At 67.7% G+C, this 14,512-nt stretch carries 13 protein-coding genes; all 13 read right to left on the bottom strand.

Features of this window, described 5'->3' with window-relative positions; translation table 11 throughout:
* Positions 1-37: 37 nt before the first annotated feature.
* Positions 38-769 carry an SPOR domain-containing protein gene (locus AC3WQZ_RS08735; RefSeq protein ID WP_010814639.1) on the bottom strand — a complete coding sequence of 244 codons (732 nt, stop codon included), beginning with the start codon at positions 767-769 and terminating at the stop codon, positions 38-40.
* A 108-nt stretch (positions 770-877) separates the two neighbouring features.
* Positions 878-2,188 (bottom strand): bifunctional tetrahydrofolate synthase/dihydrofolate synthase, encoded by a 1,311-nt coding sequence (folC, locus tag AC3WQZ_RS08730; RefSeq protein WP_010814638.1) that lies wholly within the window; start codon positions 2,186-2,188, stop codon positions 878-880.
* A gap of 156 nt (positions 2,189-2,344) precedes the next feature.
* Positions 2,345-3,217 (bottom strand): acetyl-CoA carboxylase, carboxyltransferase subunit beta, encoded by an 873-nt coding sequence (gene accD, locus AC3WQZ_RS08725; protein WP_010814637.1) that lies wholly within the window; start codon positions 3,215-3,217, stop codon positions 2,345-2,347.
* 180 nt (positions 3,218-3,397) lie between these two features.
* Positions 3,398-4,195 (bottom strand): tryptophan synthase subunit alpha, encoded by a 798-nt coding sequence (gene trpA / locus AC3WQZ_RS08720; protein WP_492300346.1) that lies wholly within the window; start codon positions 4,193-4,195, stop codon positions 3,398-3,400.
* A gap of 1 nt (position 4,196) precedes the next feature.
* Positions 4,197-5,123: a DNA-methyltransferase gene (locus AC3WQZ_RS08715; protein ID WP_010814635.1), complete on the bottom strand. Its 927-nt coding sequence runs from the start codon at positions 5,121-5,123 to the stop codon at positions 4,197-4,199.
* Positions 5,123-6,316 carry a tryptophan synthase subunit beta gene (gene trpB / locus AC3WQZ_RS08710; protein WP_010814634.1) on the bottom strand — a complete coding sequence of 398 codons (1,194 nt, stop codon included), beginning with the start codon at positions 6,314-6,316 and terminating at the stop codon, positions 5,123-5,125. Before trpB ends, AC3WQZ_RS08715 begins: the two co-directional genes overlap by 1 nt.
* A gap of 124 nt (positions 6,317-6,440) precedes the next feature.
* Entirely contained in the window at positions 6,441-7,184 is a 744-nt protein-coding gene (locus AC3WQZ_RS08705; RefSeq protein ID WP_010814633.1) for a phosphoribosylanthranilate isomerase, read from the bottom strand.
* On the bottom strand, positions 7,171-7,989 hold the full coding sequence (truA, locus tag AC3WQZ_RS08700; protein ID WP_011615742.1) for a tRNA pseudouridine(38-40) synthase TruA: 819 nt from the start codon (positions 7,987-7,989) through the stop codon (positions 7,171-7,173). The genes AC3WQZ_RS08705 and truA overlap by 14 nt, the downstream gene beginning before the upstream one ends.
* Before the next feature lie 149 nt (positions 7,990-8,138).
* Positions 8,139-10,994 carry a motility hub landmark protein FimV gene (locus AC3WQZ_RS08695; RefSeq protein ID WP_492300345.1) on the bottom strand — a complete coding sequence of 952 codons (2,856 nt, stop codon included), beginning with the start codon at positions 10,992-10,994 and terminating at the stop codon, positions 8,139-8,141.
* Positions 10,995-11,280: 286 nt separating this feature from the next.
* Positions 11,281-12,417 (bottom strand): aspartate-semialdehyde dehydrogenase, encoded by a 1,137-nt coding sequence (asd, locus tag AC3WQZ_RS08690; RefSeq protein ID WP_492300343.1) that lies wholly within the window; start codon positions 12,415-12,417, stop codon positions 11,281-11,283.
* Between the two features lie 90 nt (positions 12,418-12,507).
* Positions 12,508-12,639, bottom strand: a complete 132-nt coding sequence (locus tag AC3WQZ_RS08685) for a hypothetical protein (protein WP_013957414.1) — start codon at positions 12,637-12,639, stop codon at positions 12,508-12,510.
* A gap of 114 nt (positions 12,640-12,753) precedes the next feature.
* Positions 12,754-13,821 (bottom strand): 3-isopropylmalate dehydrogenase, encoded by a 1,068-nt coding sequence (gene leuB / locus AC3WQZ_RS08680; RefSeq protein WP_058698476.1) that lies wholly within the window; start codon positions 13,819-13,821, stop codon positions 12,754-12,756.
* Between the two features lie 22 nt (positions 13,822-13,843).
* Positions 13,844-14,494: a 3-isopropylmalate dehydratase small subunit gene (gene leuD / locus AC3WQZ_RS08675; RefSeq protein ID WP_010814628.1), complete on the bottom strand. Its 651-nt coding sequence runs from the start codon at positions 14,492-14,494 to the stop codon at positions 13,844-13,846.
* Between the last annotated feature and the right edge of the window lie 18 nt (positions 14,495-14,512).

The raw sequence follows: 14,512 nt of genomic DNA, 5'->3' as shown, positions 1-14,512 counted from the left end.
CTTGCGGCCGGGCACAGGCGCCGGCCGTGCTTGCCCCTTACTGTTCCACGACCTTCGAGGTCAGCCCCACCGCGCGCACACGCTTGTCGGCGGCGTCGGCGGCGTCACGGTCGCTGAAGGGGCCGGCACGCAGCAGGATGCGCTCGCCATCGGCCAGCATTTTCTTTTCGACATAGGCCGGGACCTTGCTCGCCTTGAGCTTGGCCAGCCAGCCCTTGGCGCGCTCTTCGGAAGAGAAGGCGCCGATCAGGATCAGGTACTTGCCGCTGCCCGGCTTGGCTTCGGGCTTGGCTTCAGCCCGTTGCGCCGGCTTGTCCGCAGCGGCTGCGGCGGCTGCGGCGGCCGCGGGCTTGGGCGCGCTGACGATTTCCTCGCCGGCGTCGAGCGCCTCGGCATCATTGCGCGCCGCCGGCGTGGGCGGCAGCGGGTCGGCCTTGCGCGGCTCGACGCGGGGCTTCTGCGCCCCCTGCGCGCCCGTGACCCCGTTTGCGACCTTTACCGAGACGTCATCGGACACCGGCCGCGGCTTGGTCTCGAACACGATCGGCAGCACGATCACGGCGGCCACCATCAGCACCACGGCGCCGATCAGGCGGCGGCGCGCGCGCTGCTTCTGCGGGAATTCGGGGTCGAGCGTATCGTCGGCATAGTCATCGGCCAGACGGCGCGACGAGGCGATGCCTGCACCCGTGTCGGTGCGCTGGCGCCGCGCACGCTCGGGTGCCGGGTCGTTGCCCTTGCGGGAAGAAAACAGCGAAAGCAGGCCCATAGATTGGTTCGGTGATACGGCCTTGTGGGGCCGCTCGTTGCGTTTGCCGCTCATTGATCGGCCAAGGCCGCCGGGGTTGCCAGGTCAGCGGGCGCCGGGGCGCCTGCTTCAGTTAGCCTGCGTGGCACGATACGCCATCACGCCGGCGACGGTATAGAACGATCCGAAGACCAGAATTCTATCATTCTCGGTGGCTCGCTCGATGGCATCGCGGAATGCCGCCTCGGGGCTGGAGAAGCAGGCCGCGGTGGCGTCCGGGCCGGGGCGGAATCCGCCCGCCTCCAGCTTGGCGAGCAGGTCCGCGGCCCTGGCGGCGCGCTCGGTCGGCAGGTCGCACAGGCACCAGTGGTCGACCTTGTCGGCCACGTGCTGCAGCACCCCGGCGATGTCCTTGTCCTGCATCGCGCCGAACACCGCGTAGGTGTAGCGGAAGAACCCCATGTTCTCCAGGTTCTGCCCCAGCGTGGCCGCCGCATGCGGATTGTGCGCCACGTCCAGGATCACGGCCGGGCGGCCTGGCAGCACCTGGAAGCGGCCCGGCAGCTCAACAAAAGCCAGGCCGTTGCGCACTTCCTGTGCGCTGACCGGCAGGCGCGGGCGCATGGCCTGCAGCGCGGCCAGCGCCGCCGCCGCGTTGAGCAGCTGGTTGGCGCCGCGCAGCGCCGGGTAGCCCAGGCCGTTAAGCTTGCGCCCGCCGCCGCTCCAGTCCCATTGCTGGCGCTCCTGGCCCTTGGCGGCGTGGAAATGGTAGTCGCGCCCCACCAGCCACAACTCGGCGCCGACGGCCTCGGCGTGCGCCACCAGCGACTTGGGCGGCATCGGGTCGCCACAGATCGCGGGCACGCCCGGGCGGAAGATGCCGGCCTTCTCGAAGCCGATCTCCTCGCGCGTATGGCCCAGGTACTGGGTATGGTCGATATCGACGCTGGTGACGATGGCGCAGTCGGTATCGATCACGTTGACCGCGTCCAGGCGCCCGCCCAGGCCCACTTCCAGGATGATCGCGTCCAGCCCGGCCGCGGCGAAGGCATGGATGATCGCCAGCGTGGTGAACTCGAAGTAGGTCAGGCTGACCGGGTCGGCAAAGCTGTTGCGCGCGCGCTCGACCGCCTCGAAATGCGGCAGCAGCTGCGCATCGGTGGCGATCTCGCCATTGATGCGGGCGCGCTCGTTGAACGAGATCAGGTGCGGCGAGGTATGGCAGCCCACCTTGTAGCCGGCCTCCAGCAGGATGCGCTCGAGCATCGCGCAGGTAGAGCCCTTGCCGTTGGTGCCGCCCACCGTGAACACCACGGCGTCGATGCGCAGCCCGAGGGCCTCCTTCACGCGCGTGATGCGCGCCAGGCCCATGTCGATGCCCACGGGATGGGCGGTTTCGAGATGGGCAAGCCATTCGGGGAGCGTATGGAAGACAGGCATGTGGGGTGCGAGGAAAAGCTGTTGCTACCAGATTTGGCCAGCCAGCGGCAAAGTCAAGGCCGGGCTTGCACCCGGCCCGACATAGCCACCGGGGCGGCCAGGAAAAGCGAAAGGCGCGTCAACCACCCGCGCCCTTGATCTGCCATGCAGACGTTGTTATGCCACCGCGTCGGCCGGCTGCTTCTGCAGCAGCGCCAGCAGCTGCGCCAGTTCCGCGCGCATCTTGCGGCGGTCGACGATCATGTCGATGGCGCCCTTCTGGATCAGGAACTCCGAGCGCTGGAAGCCTTCAGGCAGCTTCTCGCGCACGGTCTGCTCGATCACGCGCGGGCCGGCAAAGCCGATCAGCGCCTTGGGCTCGGCGATCACCACGTCGCCCAGGAAGGCGAAGCTGGCCGACACGCCGCCCATGGTCGGGTCGGTCAGCACGCTGATGAACGGCAGCTTGGCCGCGCTCAGCTGGTTCAGCATCGAGGTGGTCTTGGCCATCTGCAGCAGCGACAGCAGGCTTTCCTGCATGCGCGCGCCGCCGGTGGCGGTAAAGCAGATGAACGGCACCTTCTGCTCCAGCGCAGCCTGCGCGCCGCGCACGAAGCGCTCACCCACCACCGAGCCCATCGAACCGCCCATGAACTCGAACTCGAAGCAGCTGACCACCACCGGGATGGTGTGGATGGCACCGCCCATCACCACCATGGCATCGGTCTCGCCGGTGTCATCCATGGCGGCCTTGATGCGGTCCGGGTACTTCTTGGAATCCTTGAACTTGAGGGCGTCGACCGGCACGATCTCCTGGCCGATCTCATAGCGGCCTTCGGCGTCCAGCAGCCCGTCCAGGCGCGCCCGCGCGCTGATGCGCATATGGTGGTCGCACTTGGGGCAGACGTGCAGGTTGGCCTCGACGTCGGTCCGGTACAGGGTGGACTCGCACGACGGGCACTTGACCCACAATCCCTCAGGGATGCCCTTGCGGGTGCTGGGGTCGGTCTGTTGAATCTTGGGGGGCAGGAGTTTATCCAACCAGCTCATGAAAGCTCCTTTCGGATGACTGCGGTCCGCCGGCAAGCCCGGTGTCGGGACGCCTGTTGGCAGATGGCAGGGAATCAACCCGCGAATTTACCATGCCGGCCCGGTGACCTCGAAGCGCAACGCGCGATTTGCGCACATTGAAGCACTTAAAAATGATCATCAGGCCGACATTAGATCACTTCAACTATCCAGCGCCTGGCGGATCTCGGCGATAAACACCTGCAGCGTCGCCACCGCCTGTTCGCGCGGGGTGTCCTCCAGCAGCTGCACCAGGCGGCTGCCGATCACCACGGCATCGGCCACGCTGCCGATCGCGCGCGCGGTCTGCGCGTCGCGGATGCCGAAGCCCACGCCCACCGGCAGGTTGGCATGCTGCTTGATCAGCGGCAAGCGCGCCGCCACGCTGTCCAGGTCGATCGCGGCCGAGCCGGTCACGCCCTTGAGCGACACGTAGTACAGGTAGCCGCTGGCCACGCGCGCCACGGCCTCGATGCGGGCATCGGTCGAAGTCGGCGCCAGCAGGAAGATCGGGTCCATGCCGTTGTCGCGCATCAGCGTGGCGAACGACTCGCACTCCTCGGGCGGATAGTCGACCACCAGCACGCCGTCGACGCCGGCTTCGCGCGCGGCGGCGGCAAAGACCTGCTCGCCCATGCACTCGATCGGATTGGCGTAGCCCATCAGCACCACCGGGGTATCGGCATTGGTCTGGCGGAACTCGCGCACCCACTGCAGCACCTGGGTCAGCGACACGCCCTGCGCCAGCGCGCGCTCGGAGGCGCGCTGGATCACCGGGCCGTCGGCCATCGGGTCGGAGAACGGCACGCCCAGCTCGATCACGTCAGCGCCGCCCGCCACCAGCGCATGCATCAGCGCCACGGTCAGGCCGGGCTCGGGATCGCCGGCGGTGATAAACGGAATCAGGCCCTTCTTCTGCTGCGCGGCCAGCGCCGCGAACGTCTTCTGGATACGGGACATATCAGGGAATCAGGTGAGGCCGCGGCGCCGGCGAGACATCGTCGTTGGCGGCGGCCAGGGTTGGGGTGGCGGCAGGCTCGGCGGCTGCATTCGTGACGGCAAGGGCTGCAGCGGCGGCAGACACGCGATCGCATGCCACCTGCACATACTCCGGGTTGATCTCGAAGCCGGCAAAGCGCCGTCCGTGGCGCAGGCAGGCCACCGCGGTGGTGCCGCTGCCGGCGAACGGATCCAGCACCAGGCCGCCCGGCGGGCAGCTTGACAGCACCATGCGCTCGACGATTTCCAGCGGCTTCTGCGTCGGGTGGTTGGCGCGCTCCGGGTCCTGGCGGTGGATGCGCGAGACGCTCCACAGGTCCTTCGGGTTGTAGCCCACCTCCAGCCACTTCTTGCCTTCGAAACGCGGACGGCTGCGCGCCTTCTTGGTCTCGGGGTCGTAGGGAATGCGGACCGGGTCGAGATCGAAGTAGTAGTCGCGCGCGCGGGCAAAAAAGCCGATGTTGTCGTGCACCGACGAGAACTTGCGCGTGGTGCCGCCCATGCTGGGCACGCGGCGATCCCAGATGATCTCGTTGATCATGGTCAGGCGCCGCTTGAGCATCACGAACAGCTCTGGCGAATACTGCCAGGTGCAGAACAGGTAGAGCGTTCCCTTGGGCGCGAGCTTGGGCACGACCGCGTTCATCCAGCGCTCGGACCAGTCCAGATACTCCTGGCCCGACAGCAGGTCGGAATCGTTGCCGTAGTCCTTGCCCAGCCCGTAGGGCGGATCGGCGACGATCAGGTCGACCGAGCCGTCCGGCAGGCGGGCAATGCCCTCGAACATGTCTTCCTGGAACAGGCGCAGCTGGGCGGAATCGGGCGCTCCGGACGCATCCGGCGCCCCCGCGCCGCCCACGGCAAGTCCGGTCGGAGGCAGCGCGCGCATCAGAGCTTGAGCCCCGCGCGCTCGGCCACGGTGTGCATGTCCTTGTCGCCGCGGCCGGACAGGTTCACCAGCAGCAGCTTGTCCTTGGGCAGCGTCGGCGCCAGCTTGCAGGCATAGGCGATGGCGTGGCTCGATTCCAGCGCCGGGATGATGCCCTCGATGCGGCAGCAGTCGTGGAAGGCCTTGAGCGCTTCTTCATCCGTGATCGGCACGTACTGCGCGCGACCGCTGTCCTTGAGCCACGCATGCTCGGGGCCCACGCCCGGGTAGTCCAGGCCGGCCGACACCGAATGGGTCTCGATGATCTGGCCGTTGGCGTCCTGCAGCAGGTAGGTGCGGTTGCCGTGCAGCACGCCCGGCGTGCCGCCGGTCAGCGAGGCCGCGTGGCGGCCGGTGTCGAGGCCGTCGCCGGCGGCTTCCACACCGATCAGCTGCACGTCCTGGTGCTCGATATACGGGTAGAAGATGCCCATGGCATTGGAGCCGCCGCCGACGCAGGCGATCACGGCATCCGGCTGGCGGCCCGTCATCTCCGGCATCTGCACCTTGGCTTCCTCGCCGATCACGCACTGGAAGTCGCGCACCATCATCGGGTACGGATGCGGGCCGGCCACGGTGCCGATGATGTAGAAGGTGTTCTCGACGTTGGTGACCCAGTCGCGCATGGCTTCATTGAGCGCGTCCTTGAGCGTGCGCGAGCCGCTTTCCACCGGCACCACGGTGGCGCCCAGCAGCTTCATGCGGTAGACGTTGGCGGCCTGGCGCTTGACGTCCTCGGCCCCCATGTAGACCACGCACTCCATGCCGAAGCGCGCGGCAATGGTGGCGGTGGCCACGCCGTGCTGCCCTGCCCCGGTCTCGGCGATCACGCGCGGCTTGCCCATGCGCTTGGCCAGCAGCGCCTGGCCGATCACGTTGTTGATCTTGTGCGCGCCGGTGTGGTTCAGGTCTTCGCGCTTGAAGTAGATCTGCGCGCCACCGAGCGTCTCGCTCCAGCGCTGCGCGTGGTAGATCGGCGACGGGCGGCCGACAAAGTGCTTCAGTTCGCGGCGGTATTCGGCATCGAACTCCGGATCCTTCTGGTAGTGCGCATAGGCCTCGCGCAGCTCGTCGAGCGCGTGGACCAGCGTTTCCGACACGAAGGTGCCGCCATAGGGGCCGAAATGGCCACGGGAATCGGGCAAGTCGTACATGTCTAGACTCTTCGGAACAGCGGCCTTGCCTCATCCGGCAAGGGCGCATGGTTGACTGCGATGCGTGTGCGCGCATGCGGCAGGCCACGGGCGGCATGGGGAAAGACGCGGGAGACGGCCCGGCTCATCCTGCCTCGGCACTGCGCACAGCGCGCACGAACGCGGCGATGCGGGCGTGGTCCTTCACGCCCTTGGCGGCCTCTACCCCGCTGCTGACGTCCACAGCGTAGGGCCGCACGCGTTCAATCGCGCCAGCGACGTTTTGCGCGTTCAACCCACCACTCAAAACGATGCGAGGAGCGCCGCTTGCGTTCGGGTTGCCGGTAGCTGGTACCGGAGGAGTAGGCGGAAGCCATGCCGGGGGAATCAGGGTCCAGTCGAAGACGTGGCCGCCACCACCGTAGCCTTCGACGAAGGCATCGAGCAGCAAGGCAGCGGCATCACGGTATTGATCGGCAAATTCTACCAAATCAAGCCCCGGGCGCACACGGGCGGCGCGCATGAAGGGCAGCCGGCAGCGCTGCGCCGCCTGCGTGCAGAACTGCGGGGTCTCGTCGCCGTGCAGTTGCAGCAGCGTCAGCGGCACGCGCTCGGCCACATGGGCGATGTCTTCCAGGTCGGCATTGACGAACAGCCCGGTGATCGCCACGAACGGCCCGGCGGCCTCGGCCAGCGCCGCGGCGCGCGCCACGTCGACGCAGCGCGGGCTGTTCGGGTAGAACACCAGCCCGATGGCATCGGCGCCGGCGTCCACGGCGGCGCGCACGTCGTCCTCGCGCGTCAGGCCGCAGATCTTGATGCGGGTGCGGGCCGGCATGTGCACTGTGCTGCCCGCCGTGCTGCCTTCAGCGGCCTCAGGCTGCGTCATCGAACACTCCATGGAACAGGCTCGCGGACGGATCGGCCGCGGGGATCTGGTAAGGATCAGGATACTTGACGCCGACCAGGTAGAGGCCGTCCGGCATGAAGGTCGGCGCCGCCAGCTTGCGCTCGCGCCCGGCCAGCACCTGCGCCAGCCAGTGCGCGGGGTAGCGTCCGCGCCCCACCGCCACCAGGCAGCCCATCAGGTTGCGCACCATGTGGTGCAGGAAGGCGCTGGCGCGAAAGCGCAGGAACACCCAGTTGCCGTCATCCCTGATGGTGACGTCGTACATGGTCTTGACCGGCGACTTGGCCTGGCATTCGGCGGCGCGGAAGGCAGAGAAATCATGCTCGCCGAGCAGGCATGCGGCGGCCTCGCGCATGGCGTCGACGTCGAGCCGCTGGCCCGGCGGCAGCATCTGGTAGCCGGCGCGGCCGTGCACCAGCGGCACGCGGTGTGGCCCGGTGTAGAGCGCGTAGTAATACATGCGCTCGAACGCCAGGAAACGCGCGTGGAAACCCTGGTCCACCGGCAGCGCCCATTGCAGCGCGATCGACGGCGGCAGGAAGGCGTTGACGCCGCGCACCCAGGAAAATGGCTCGCGCTCGAGCGCGGTGTCCAGGTGGATGACCTGGCCGAGCGCATGCACGCCGGTATCGGTGCGCCCCGCCACGGTGGTCAGCAGGCGCACCCCGGCAAAGCGCTCGATGGCGTTTTCCAGGTGATCCTGCACGGTATTGCGGTGCGGCTGCGACTGCCAGCCGGAAAAGGCGGCGCCGTCGTAGTGCAGGCCAAGAGCGATGCGGTTCATGTCAGGGGATCGGGCAAGGCGGCGGGTACGTCCGGGCGCAGTGGTTCACGCCAGGTCCGCCGAAAAAGCAAATGCGCCGGAAGGGACGCTTCCGGCGCATCGCTTCAGGCTGCGGCAGCGCGTGCCGCGGCCGGACCGTCAATGATAGCTCAGGCCACTTCCTGCAGCAGCGAACGGGCCTCCGCCTGCAGCGGATCCTGCGACTGCTCGACCACTTCCTGCAGCAGTTCGCGCGCCCCTTCCTTGTCGCCGATCTCGATATAGGCACGAGCCAGGTCAAGCTTGATCTGCATGTCCCGCCCGCCGTCCACGCCGTCGACCGACAGCGTGCTCGGCGAACCCCCGTGCGTGAGGTCGCCGCCGGTTTCAGGCGCCACGCGCGACAGGTCGATCGGCTCGGCCAGCTTGCCGTCGCGCAGCATGGTGGTGGCGGGCAGCGGCATGGTGGCCTCGTCCAGCACATCCTTGCCGCGGGCGTCGGCTTGCGCGGCGCTGCCCAGGTCAAGCGACAGCCCGGACATGTCGAACTCCAGCGGACGGCTGCGGGTCGGCGTGTCGAGGGTGGGCACGTCATCGGCAAGCGGGTCGGCGCCGGTGCGAGGCAGGCCGAGATCCAGCCGTACCGGCTCGCCGGCGTCGTGCGCGTCAGCGCCAAACACCATCGCCGCGGAAGCAGGCGCCACGATCGGCTCGCCGGCCGCCGGGGCCGGGAAGGCATCCAGCGGCAGCGCCAGGTCACCCAGCGACGGCTCCAGCCGCGGGATCGAGGCCGGATTCTGCGACGGGTCCTGGGTGCGCCACTGGTCGGTTGCCGGCGAGGTCGTATCCGGCCCCGCCGCTTCGGGCGTCACCGCCAGGAAGAGCGCGTTGCCCGGTTCGAGCGCGCGCCCCATTTCTGCTGCCTTCAGCCATTCCGCCCCGTGTCCGCCGGTCTGGGCGAACATTTCTTCTGCAATCACGCGGAAACCTTCCACATCCTGTCTGTTGCTGTAAATCTCCAGGAGCTTGAGCCGCACCGGCTGCTGCTCCGGGTTCTTCTCCAGGGCTTCGCGCAGGATTTCCTCCGCCTGCACATCGCGCCCATAGGCGATATAGACCTCGGCCTCGGCGATCGGGTCAACCTCGTTGGCTTCCGGCGTGTTGTTGCCGATGCGGAAGTCCGCGCCAAACACGCTGTGCTGCGAGGTGTCGACGCTCTGCCCCCCGGCCGTGCCGAACAGCGAATTGGCACCGGCCATCACCGTGCTTTCCTGCGACAGGATGCTGTCGCCGAAGCCGGTCGCCTCGCCCGCCTTCTGCTGCTGGCGGCGGCGATAGATCGCATAGACGCCGAGCAGCGCCACCAGCAGGCCACCGCCGGGCAGCAGCATGGGGTTGGCCAGCAGGCCATCGATGAACGACGGTTCGGGCACCGGCTCGGGCTGGGCCGCCACCACCGGCGGGCGCTTGGCCGCGGGGGCCGATGCGGCGGCGGCGGCCTGCGTTGCACTGGCAACGGCGGCAGCCGGCTGCGAAGCGGGCGCCGCTGCCACGGCTGAGACTGCCGCAGGCGCCACGGCGTCCGCGGCGCTGGCGCCGGCCGCTGCCGGGGCGCTGGCTGCGGTCGCTGCGGTTGCGGCAGCCGTCGCGGCGGCCGCAACCGGGGCCGGGGCCACGGCATCGGCCTTCGGCGGCTGGGCCGCCACCACGGTCGGCGCCGCCGCCGCAGCCTTGGCCGCAGCCTCAGCCTTTTCCTTCTCGGCCAGCACCGCCTGGTTGGCCTGGCTCAGCTTGGCGATCTCGGCGTTCTTCAGCTCGAGCAGCTTCTGCATGTCGCCGACGTTCTTTTCCAGCTGCGCCAGGCGGGCCTGCGCCTCCTTGAGCTCACGCTCGCGCGCGACGCCGGCTTCGGCCTTGGCCGCGGCGTCGGCCTGCGCGCCGCGCGCGGCCTTGCTGAGCTTCAGTTCATCGCGCGGGCCGTCGGTCGGGGCCGCCTGCTCCTGCACCCGGGCGGTCACGTTGCCGGACTGCTGGCGGCCGCTGTCGGGCTCGACCGACTTGGCCGCGGCAGCGCTGGCCAGCCGGCCGCGGTAGGCATCGAAGCCCTGCGTGCGCGCCACCACCTCGCGGCGGGCGGCCTTGGGTGCAACGGCTTGCGCCTGCTGCTGGGTCGGGACCTGCAGCACCGCGCCGCTGCGCAGCCGGTTCATGTTGCCGCCGATAAAGGCGTTGGGATTGTTGCGGTAGAGCGCCACCAGCATCTGGTCCAGCGAGACCGATTCCTGGCCTTGCACGGCCTCGCCGGCAATGGCGTAGAGCGTGTCGCCGCGCTGCACGGTGTAGCCGCCGCCGGGTGCCATTTCGGTGCCGCCGCTGGCGGCCGGTGCCGGCGCCCGCTTTGCGCTCTGGCGGGCCGGGCGCGCGGGCGCGGCTGGCTTGACTGCCTCGGCAGCCGCGGCGGGCGCGGCTTCCTGGGCCGGCGCAGGCTGCGGCGCGGCGGCAGGTGCCGGTGCCGCTACGGGCGGCGCATCCGGCGTCGCCGCCTGCACCACCGTCGCCGGCGAGAAGGTCTGGTTCGAAGGCTTGGCCCCGGCGGGGTCAAGCAGGAAGGTATAGGCGCGCGAGACCTTGCCGCTGGCCCAGCTCATGTCGACCAGGATGTCGACAAAGGGCTCGCTGATCGGCTGGTTGGAGCGGACCCGGGCCACATAGCTGCCGTTCGGGCGGCGCTCCACCTCCAGCCGCAGGCTGCTGACGGCCGGCAGGTAGGTCAGCCCGGCCGCGGCATACGCCGCTGGCGACGCCAGCTTGACACTGAGCCCGGCGGCCTCTTCGGCACTGACCCCACTGATGTCGATCTCAGCCTGCAGCGGCTGACCCAGATTCGACTGAACCCGCAATTGCCCGAACCCCGCGGCATATGCGGCCGGCTGCGCAAGCAGCAGACCCAGTGCCGTGACGGCCAGCGTTGACCAGCGCTGACGGACAGTAGGCGCATCTTTCCGGCGATGTTGGCTCACACTCACCTTATGCTCCGTTATGTTTTAGTAGCGATATGAATCGACAGACCGACCCCAAAACCAGGTCCGGCAGGCTGGCGGGGCGTTCTCGGCGCACCCCTTCTCCAGCCGCGCGCAGACGCCAAACCCTGCCTGGCGCGAAGCGCATGCCGGCGTATTGTGACGCATCACCAGGGAAAATAGGCGTCCGGATACAACAACGCCGCGCACGGGCGCGGCGTTGTCTGCAAAGCGGTCCATTCTGTTGCCTGGCTGCAACGGACGCAACCAGGCAACAGGCGGGAGCACCGGATCAGGACTCGATCAGGATACGCAGCATGCGGCGCAGCGGCTCGGCCGCGCCCCACAGCAGCTGGTCGCCGACCGTGAAGGCAGACAGGTACTCGCCGCCCATCTGCATCTTGCGCAGGCGGCCGACCGGGATGTTCAGCGTGCCGGTCACTGCTGCGGGCGTCAGGTCGGTCATGCTGGCGTCGCGCGTGTTCGGCACCACCTTGGCCCACGGGTTGTGGGCGGCGAGCATGCCTTCGATCTCATCGAGCGGCACATCCTTGCGCAGCTTGATGGTCAGCGCCTGCGAGTGGCAGCGCATGGCGCCGATGCGCACGCACAGGCCGTCGACGGCGATCGGCGTGGCGCCGGTCGCACCCAGGAAGCCTTCACCGCGGCCCAGGATCTTGTTGGTCTCGGCGCCGCCCTTCCATTCTTCCCTGGACTGGCCGTTGCCCAGGTCCTTGTCGATCCAGGGGATCAGGTTGCCGGCCAATGGCACGCCGAACTGCTTGGTTTCCTCGGCGGACAGGCCGTGCTGGGTCGCCAGGATGGTGCGGTCGATTTCCAGGATGGCCGAGGCCGGGTTGTCCAGCAGCGGCTTGACCGACGCGTTCAGCGTGCCGAACTGCGTCAGCAGCTCGCGCATATGCTGCGCACCGCCGCCGGAAGCGGCCTGGTACGTCATCGACGTCATCCACTCGATCAGGTCGGCCTGGAACAGGCCACCGAGGCCCATCAGCATGCAGCTGACCGTGCAGTTGCCACCGATGAAATTCTTGACGCCCTTGGACAGCGCGTCCTTGATCACACCCTGGTTGACCGGATCCAGCACGATGATGGCATCGTCCTTCATGCGCAGCGAGGAGGCCGCGTCGATCCAGTAGCCCTTCCAGCCGGCCGCGCGCAGCTTGGGGAAGACCTCGTTGGTGTAGTCGCCGCCCTGGGCGGTCAGCACCACGTCGCACTTCTTCAGCGTTTCGATGTCATTGGCATCTTTCAGCGTGGTTTCGTTCTTCGCCATGGCGGGCGCCTTGCCGCCGGCATTGGACGTGCTGAAGAAGACGGGCTCGATCTGGTCGAAATCACGCTCTTCCTGCATGCGCTGCATCAGGACGCTGCCGACCATTCCCCGCCAACCGACGAGACCTACAATCATGATTTACCTCGGATGTGATTTTTACTTCCCCGCCATTTTCCTCGCCCGGCGTGGCTGCGCGGGGAAGACGGGCAGGCACGACGAACGGATCTAGGCGATCGCGGTTTTAATAATGGTTTTAATCGTCGTTGCGGTCTGGCCGAGCGAAATCGTGCCGACCGGGCCGCGGGTAGCGGTCAGGGCAGCAACAGCAGTCAGGGTGGACTGGGAAAATCGGGCCATCGGCAGAGTCTACACGATTTTGCGGCGCTGCCGCAGCGTGCAGATAGGGGAAATAACGGGGACAAATCAGACAAAGGGGGCATTACTCGCGCAGTGCCCCCCTTCCGGTGTGACTTACAGTGCCGCCAGCACAGCGTCACCCATCTCGCGGGTGCCGACCTGCTTGCAACCCGGCGTCAGGATATCGCCGGTGCGGTAGCCCTGGGCCAGCACCTTTTTGACGGCGTTCTCGATGCGGTCGGCCTGCCCGGCGCGGTTCAGCGAGTAGCGCAGCATCATCGCCGCCGACAGGATCGTCGCCAGCGGGTTGGCCACGCCCTTGCCGGCGATGTCCGGCGCCGAGCCGTGCGACGGTTCGTACAGGCCCTTGTTGTTGGCATCCAGCGACGCCGACGGCAGCATGCCGATCGAGCCGGTCAGCATGGCGGCCTCGTCCGACAGGATGTCGCCGAACATATTGCCGGTGACGATCACGTCGAAGCTCTTGGGCGCCTTGACCAGCTGCATGGCCGCGTTGTCGACGTACATGTGCGACAGCTCGACCTCCGGGTACTCCTTGTGCACCTCGATCACGATGTCCTTCCAGAACTGGAAGGTCTCGAGCACGTTGGCCTTGTCGACGCTGCACAGCTTCTTGCCGCGCTTGGCCGCGGCCTGGAACGCCACATGGGCGATGCGGCGGATCTCCGGCTCGCTGTAGCGCATGGTGTCGAAGCCTTCGCGCGCGCCCTTGAACAGGCCGTCCGGCGCTTCGCGCACGCCACGCGGCTGGCCGAAGTAGATGTCGCCGTTCAGTTCGCGCACGATCAGGATGTCGAGGCCGGCCACCAGCTCGGGCTTCAGGCTCGAAGCGCCGGTCAGCTCCGGATAGCAGATTGCCGGGCGGAAGTTGGCGAACAGCTGCAGGTGCTTGCGCAGGCCCAGGATGGCCTGCTCCGGGCGCAGCGGACGATCCAGGCTGTCGTACTTCCAGTCGCCGACGGCACCGAACAGGATGGCGTCGGCTTCCTTGGCCAGCTTCAGGGTGTTTTCCGGCAGCGGATGGCCTTCGGCCTCGTAGCCGGCGCCGCCCACCGGGGCGGTTTCCAGTTCGAACTTCTCGTCGAGCGCGTTCAGGACCTTGACGGCCTCTGCAACGATTTCGGGACCGATGCCGTCACCCGGCAGGACTGCGATCTTCATTGTTGTCTTTCCTCGTTGAGTCTTATCCGACCAGGCGGTTGTTCAGCCACGGCATCTTGGCCACGCGCTCGGCCTCATAGGCCTTGATCTTGTCGGCATGGCGCAGCGTCAGGCCGATATCGTCGAAGCCGTTCAGCATGCAGTACTTGCGGAACGGCGCGATGTCGAACTCATACGCCTGGCCGCCCGCCGTCAGCACCACCTGCTTGTCCAGGTCGATGGTCAGCTTGTAGCCGTTGAAGGCGTTGGTCTCGTTGAACAGGTGGTCGACCTGCTGTTCAGTCAGCACCACCGGCAACAGGCCGTTCTTGTAGCAGTTGTTGAAGAAGATGTCGGCAAAGCTGGGCGCGATCACGGCGCGGAAGCCGTATTGCGTCAGCGCCCACGGTGCGTGCTCGCGCGAGCTGCCGCAGCCGAAGTTGCGGCGCGCCAGCAGGATCGACGCGCCCTGATAGCGCGGCTGGTTCAGCACGAAGTCCGGGTTCAGCGGACGCTTGCTGTTGTCCATGCCGGGCTCGCCGACGTCCTTGTAGCGCCACTCGTCGAACAGGTTGGGGCCGAAGCCGGTGCGCTTGATCGACTTCAGGAACTGCTTCGGGATGATGGCGTCGGTATCGACGTTCTCGCGGTCGAGCGGGGCTACGAGGCCGCTATGTACGGTGAACTTGTCCATGTTCTCTTTCCTTGCTTC

This window comes from Cupriavidus sp. FW305-26, assembly GCF_058787975.1.
The sequence above is the reverse complement of the archived record's forward strand: the minus strand, read 5'-3'. Positions and strand labels throughout refer to the sequence as shown.